Origin of the sequence: Shewanella sp. SW24 (assembly GCF_025653395.1) — a bacterium.
Taxonomy (GTDB): domain Bacteria; phylum Pseudomonadota; class Gammaproteobacteria; order Enterobacterales; family Shewanellaceae; genus Shewanella; species Shewanella oncorhynchi.
Map to the genome: position 1 here is coordinate 1 of NZ_JAKKSH010000054.1, position 5,143 is coordinate 5,143.

Genomic DNA, 5,143 nt, shown 5'->3' on the forward strand with positions numbered 1-5,143 from the left:
TGATGGTTCAATGCCTGTTGTGGCTAGTTGGTTTACACGCACAGCAACAGGGCTGGGATAAGCATTTTCAGGCCAATACCATTGGGCATCGAACGGTACTCTCAACGATTCGCTTGGGATTGGAGGTACTCAGGCGGCCTGATTATCAAATCACGGAGAAAGAATTGCTGGCGGCCTGGGTATTATTCGCCAATCAGTTGCTCAAATATGGCTATGCTATGGCTGATTTATGAGGGGATCCTTCAGCACGCAGCACGCTTTTGGACAAAAGCGCGGAAGATCTATTACTCACAATCGTCTAGTTCACATTACGATAAGTAAGTATGGCGAAGGTCAAAAAACGTAGACATTGCTGAGGTCAATTCTAACTAGATGGCCAAATTAACCGTACCACTACAAACAATGGGTGGCTTAGAAAAACTTGAATAACATCGATTGTTAGATGTGTTCATTTATGATGAATGTATAAAACGGCGTAGTTTCATCCTCGATTAACTCACGTACTGAATTAAGCTGTAATCGTTTTGATACCGCTTTAAAAAAGCGCAAAGCCAGTTCATTTTCTTTGAACGTAGCGACCAGTATTGGTGTGCTAATCTGCTCAAATATTTGACGGACTACTTCGAGCGCAATCCAACCACCGCGATATTTAGGAAGAATAAAGAGGTCAGCCAGTTCCCAGATAAGCCTTTTTTCATCTTCAACCCATTCTAGTAGAACAAAGCCTATCAATACTTCATTTACCCAAATGAGGTAGGCTTTTGCCTCTTGTGAGTTAACATAGGATTCAAGATCTGAGGCTGTAGAGCCATCATATAACCCATCAATGCCTATATCTTCTTTACTCCAAGATGTTGAATCAAAATAATAAAGTTGGAGCAGACGTTGTAGCGTTGTGGTGTCACTTGTTTTTAAATTGATAAGACTAACGTTTGACATCATTCATCCTGATTACCTGCGTCTTAGTATTGATGCTTGGGCACTGAAACATCCTGTTATCGAGCGTATATAATGGTATAGAGTTTTGCTTTGCTGAGGTAGCTTATTTATTTCAAATGGTTAGTGGCAGGCTGAAATCGACAGAAGTTTGCGAACCGTTACAGCTAGCGCACATGCTTTGGCGGATGCTAGCAAATACCGACGTTTAAATTGGCGTTAATTACGCGGCTAACTTGTAGTCTTATCTCAAATCAGCATAATGCTTCGAGCTGTTAAGCTTAACGCTATTGTTTACGGCAGTGGCATGCGGTACTAACCATTGTTTGTGCTTATAAAGTTTCACTATGCATTCGCTCAGTAATTTATTGTGTGGACTTGCAGTACTGTTTTCACTGACGTTCCTAACACCTTGATAAAGGATTGATTCTCCCTTTGACTCGCTCCCGCCAACCGACATCAAAGCATGTTTCCTCTAAAGAAACTGTCGCTAAGCCTTCTGCTTTAAAAGGCGCCGCTGCGGTGAGTCGACTCGCGTCCGAAGTGCAACGCGCATTTTTGCCCGATGGAGTATTGTCTAAACATATTCAAGGATTTAGTGCGCGAACAAGCCAGATGCAGATGGCACAGGAAGTGAGTGAGGCGATAGCGGCGAAGGGGAATGTAGTAATTGAGGCGGGTACGGGGGTAGGTAAAACCTTTGCGTATTTGATCCCCGCGATATTGAGCGGTAAGCAAGTCATCGTCAGTACGGGCAGTAAAAACTTGCAAGAGCAGTTGTTTTTTAAAGACTTACCCGCGCTGGTCGCCATGTTGGGGATTGAGCCTAAACTGGCTCTACTAAAGGGCCGCAATAATTATCTGTGCCAGTGGCGACTCGATAAGCAAATGAGCGAGGCGACACATATCGATGCGCGTTTGTTGGATGATTTGTTGAAAATCAATCAGTGGGCGAGCACCTGTAAAGATGGTGATATTGGCGGTTTAACCTCAGTGCCTGAGAATTCTTCGGCGCTGCCACTTGTGGTCAGCACTAAGGAAAGCTGTATTGGTAAGCGCTGCGATTTTTACGATGCCTGCTTTACCCGCAAGGCGCGCAGCCGTGCTCTGGATGCTAAAATCATTGTGGTTAACCACCATTTATTTTTCGCCGATAGCGTACTGAAAGACACGGGCTTTGCCGAGTTATTACCCGATCCTGATATGGTGATTTTCGATGAAGCGCATTTATTACCCGATATTTGCGTTAACTATTTTGGCCAGCAATGTTCGAGTCGTACTATCGATGATTTCATTCAAAAGCTACTCGCTATTTATCAGACTGAACTCAGTGATACTGGGCAACTCGCCCAATTTTGCCAGCGTTGCCTCGCTAAATTAAGTGATTGGCATAATCAGTTATATTCCTGCGGCGAATCCGATTGGCGTTTAGTGCTGGGCAATAAAGCGCTCGCAGGGGCGTCATGGGATTTATTAGCGGAATTAACTGCGCTGCAGAATTTATTAATGGCCCATATTGGCCGCAGTGAATTGTTAGATGATATCGCCATTAAGTTGGCTGAGCTGAATAACAAGCTCAGTGTGTTTTTTAACTGCGATAATAATCTGGCGGCCTACAGCATCGAATTTGGTAGTCGCTTTGTGGTGCTGCGAATTTCACCAATCAATATTGCCCGTGAGTGCCAACAGTTATTTGTGCCCGAAACCAGCTGGATATTTACCTCGGCAACTTTGCAGGTTAACCGCAGTCTTGTTCATTTTGCCCGAGAAATGGGTATCGTCGATGCGCAGCAAAGCATTCTCGACAGTCCCTTCGATTATCCCCGCCAAGCGGTATTTTGTGTGCCGAGACAACTTGGGAGCGTGACCAATCAACAGCAAGCGTTAAAGCAGCTGGTGGATGTGTGCGTGCAAGCGATAGATGCGGCGCAGGGACGGACTTTTATTTTATTTACCAGCCATAAAATGCTCGAACAAGCGGCGCTGGCATTGCGAACTCGCACTCAGTATCCGCTGCTGGTACAAGGCCAAGCGGGTAAACAGAGTCTGCTGACTAAGTTTCGCCAACTCGGCAATGCGGTATTGCTCGGTACCAGTAGTTTTTGGGAAGGGGTGGATGTGCGCGGCAAATTGTTAAGCTGCGTGATTATCGACAAATTACCTTTTGTGTCGCCCGATGAGCCGCTGTATCGCGCCCGAGCCGACAATGTGAGTCGTCAGGGACTCGATCCTTTTACTGAAGTGTCGTTACCGCAGGCGATTATTGCGCTGAAACAAGGTGTTGGCCGTCTTATTCGTGATGAAAAAGATCGTGGTGTGCTGATCCTTTGCGATAATCGCATTGTGAATCGCTACTATGGCCAAGCTTTTTTAAACTCGCTGCCACCGATGGCGCGCACCCGTGACCTAGAAAAGGCATTGGCATTCTTGAGAACAATCCCCTGAGAGTCGTCTATGGCTTACCTAGCATACGTAAACTTGTCCTATTTGCCGGATATGGGATTCTGAGCTAAGTATTGAGCCGTTAAACATATTGTAAGGATATAAAAACGGAGGTAAAAATTGCCACCTGTGAGCAATAGATGGCAAACACCCTTGGAGGTTGGGTCAAGTGGCATCCTGCCTAATGGTTCCATTCAAAATAAATAATTCTTCGGCCTTTGGTTTTAGATTTTTAGTGAATTAATGGCATTCTTTGCAAGCATCTGCTGGTGCTTTTTCTTGATGAGCGATATGGCAATTGGTGCATGTTAAAACGCCATCATGTTTAGTATGAGCTTCGCCTGCGAGTGTTTTCATTTCTCCATGGCATGATACACATTGCTGATTTTCAAAAACATAATCCGCTGAAGGTTTTTTATCTTTATGGCAGGATTCACAGTCAGATCTTTCAGAATGACTGTCGGCAAGTGATACCGCCATTAAATTAGTTGAAAAGCACAGTGCGCACATTAGCATCATCTTTTTAAGCATGTTATTTTCCTTTTTTATTGTTGGTTAAATCATCATTCTGAAGCGAGTAAATCACATATCTAGCTATGAAATATGTAACTTGAAGTTGGAACTGTATTTTTTCTCGCTGTTTTATTAGTGATATAAACGGAAAGATAATATTGCTTTTGCTTGGTGCGTAAGTTTAATAATCGAGAATTTTACACCTCAAGCTTTAGCAGTCTTGCGTGTGTATAATAGTTTTTTAATATGACAAAACCTTGATCGTTATCAAAGGTTAACGGGTGAGTTATTTTTTAGCGTTAAAGTATGATCAAGGTTATATTGCGGAATGTAAAAGGCTAATGATTTAAATCTGGATTATGTAATTTATATTTTTGATGTTTATTTAAAAATTCTATATTTTAGAAAATATATTGATTTTACTTTTTCTAGTCGGATGTGTGATATTTATTTTGGTCTTAAAACAATAGGCGAAGCCAAAACGGGCTTCGCCTATGATGTTTAATGTTGAGTAGCAGAGCTGCAATTACACATTAGTTTCTGGCTTGTAGAGCTCAGAAACTTGCAGTTACCCCAGCATAAATACTGCGACTCTTTTGAATATAATCAAGGTCGGTGGCAACTTGGTCACGTTCAGAATCCGTTAGGTTAGTCACGCCAAGCTTCAGTCTAAACATAGGATTAATTTGATAATTCGCACCTATATCGAGCGAGCCATAACCCTCTGATTTGACATTGGCTCGCAAATACTGCTCGCCAGTATAATGGTAGGCGATAAAGGTGGATAAACCATCGAATGCCTGCCATTGCAGTTTCAGGTTATAGCTGTCGTCCGGTGTTAAGGTAAAAGGCGCGCCATTTTGCTTATCTTCGGCATCGGTTTTACTGTAATTACCGTTTAGGCTGAGATCTTGAGTTAAATTGTACCAAGCTTGTAATTCCCAACCAGTGATCTTGGCTTCGTTCACGTTTTGGTAAGTTAATACTGTACCAGGGACTCTATTCTGAAGGATCCCCTCATAAATCAGCCATAGCATAGCCATATTTGAGCAACTGATTGGCGAATAATACCCAGGCCGCCAGCAATTCTTTCTCCGTGATTTGATAATCAGGCCGCCTGAGTACCTCCAATCCCAAGCGAATCGTTGAGAGTACCGTTCGATGCCCAATGGTATTGGCCTGAAAATGCTTATCCCAGCCCTGTTGCTGTGCGTGTAAACCAACTAGCCACAACAGGCATTGAACCATCAAC

General features: G+C 43.3%; 3 protein-coding genes and 3 pseudogenes. 2 read left to right on the top strand and 4 right to left on the bottom strand.

The window, feature by feature from the left end; translation table 11 throughout:
- Window positions 1-233: pseudogene (locus tag L5M17_RS22645) on the top strand (IS4 family transposase); the annotation flags it as partial.
- Window positions 234-438: 205 nt separating this feature from the next.
- Here the strand turns inward: L5M17_RS22645 and L5M17_RS22650 are convergent.
- Window positions 439-939, bottom strand: a complete 501-nt coding sequence (locus L5M17_RS22650) for a GNAT family N-acetyltransferase (protein ID WP_158683085.1) — start codon at window positions 937-939, stop codon at window positions 439-441.
- A 432-nt stretch (window positions 940-1,371) separates the two neighbouring features.
- On the opposite strand from L5M17_RS22650, the gene L5M17_RS22655 reads away from it, so the two are divergent.
- Window positions 1,372-3,381, top strand: a complete 2,010-nt coding sequence (locus tag L5M17_RS22655; protein WP_263149268.1) for an ATP-dependent DNA helicase — start codon at window positions 1,372-1,374, stop codon at window positions 3,379-3,381.
- A 237-nt stretch (window positions 3,382-3,618) separates the two neighbouring features.
- Here L5M17_RS22655 and L5M17_RS22660 read toward each other — a convergent pair whose 3' ends face one another.
- From L5M17_RS22660 to L5M17_RS22670, 3 genes and pseudogenes are all read right to left on the bottom strand, one after another.
- Window positions 3,619-3,909, bottom strand: coding sequence for a cytochrome c3 family protein (locus tag L5M17_RS22660; protein WP_028759787.1), 291 nt, complete (start codon window positions 3,907-3,909; stop codon window positions 3,619-3,621).
- A 536-nt stretch (window positions 3,910-4,445) separates the two neighbouring features.
- Window positions 4,446-4,895: pseudogene (locus tag L5M17_RS22665) on the bottom strand (TonB-dependent receptor domain-containing protein); the annotation flags it as partial.
- A 13-nt stretch (window positions 4,896-4,908) separates the two neighbouring features.
- Window positions 4,909-5,143 (bottom strand): annotated as a pseudogene (locus L5M17_RS22670) (IS4 family transposase); the annotation flags it as partial.

Excerpts from the sequence above, each read along its gene's own strand:
- L5M17_RS22660 (WP_028759787.1), bottom strand. The coding sequence starts at position 3,909 with ATGCTTAAAAAGATGATGCTAATGTGCGCACTGTGCTTTTCAACTAAT.
- L5M17_RS22650 (WP_158683085.1), bottom strand. The coding sequence starts at position 939 with ATGTCAAACGTTAGTCTTATCAATTTAAAAACAAGTGACACCACAACG.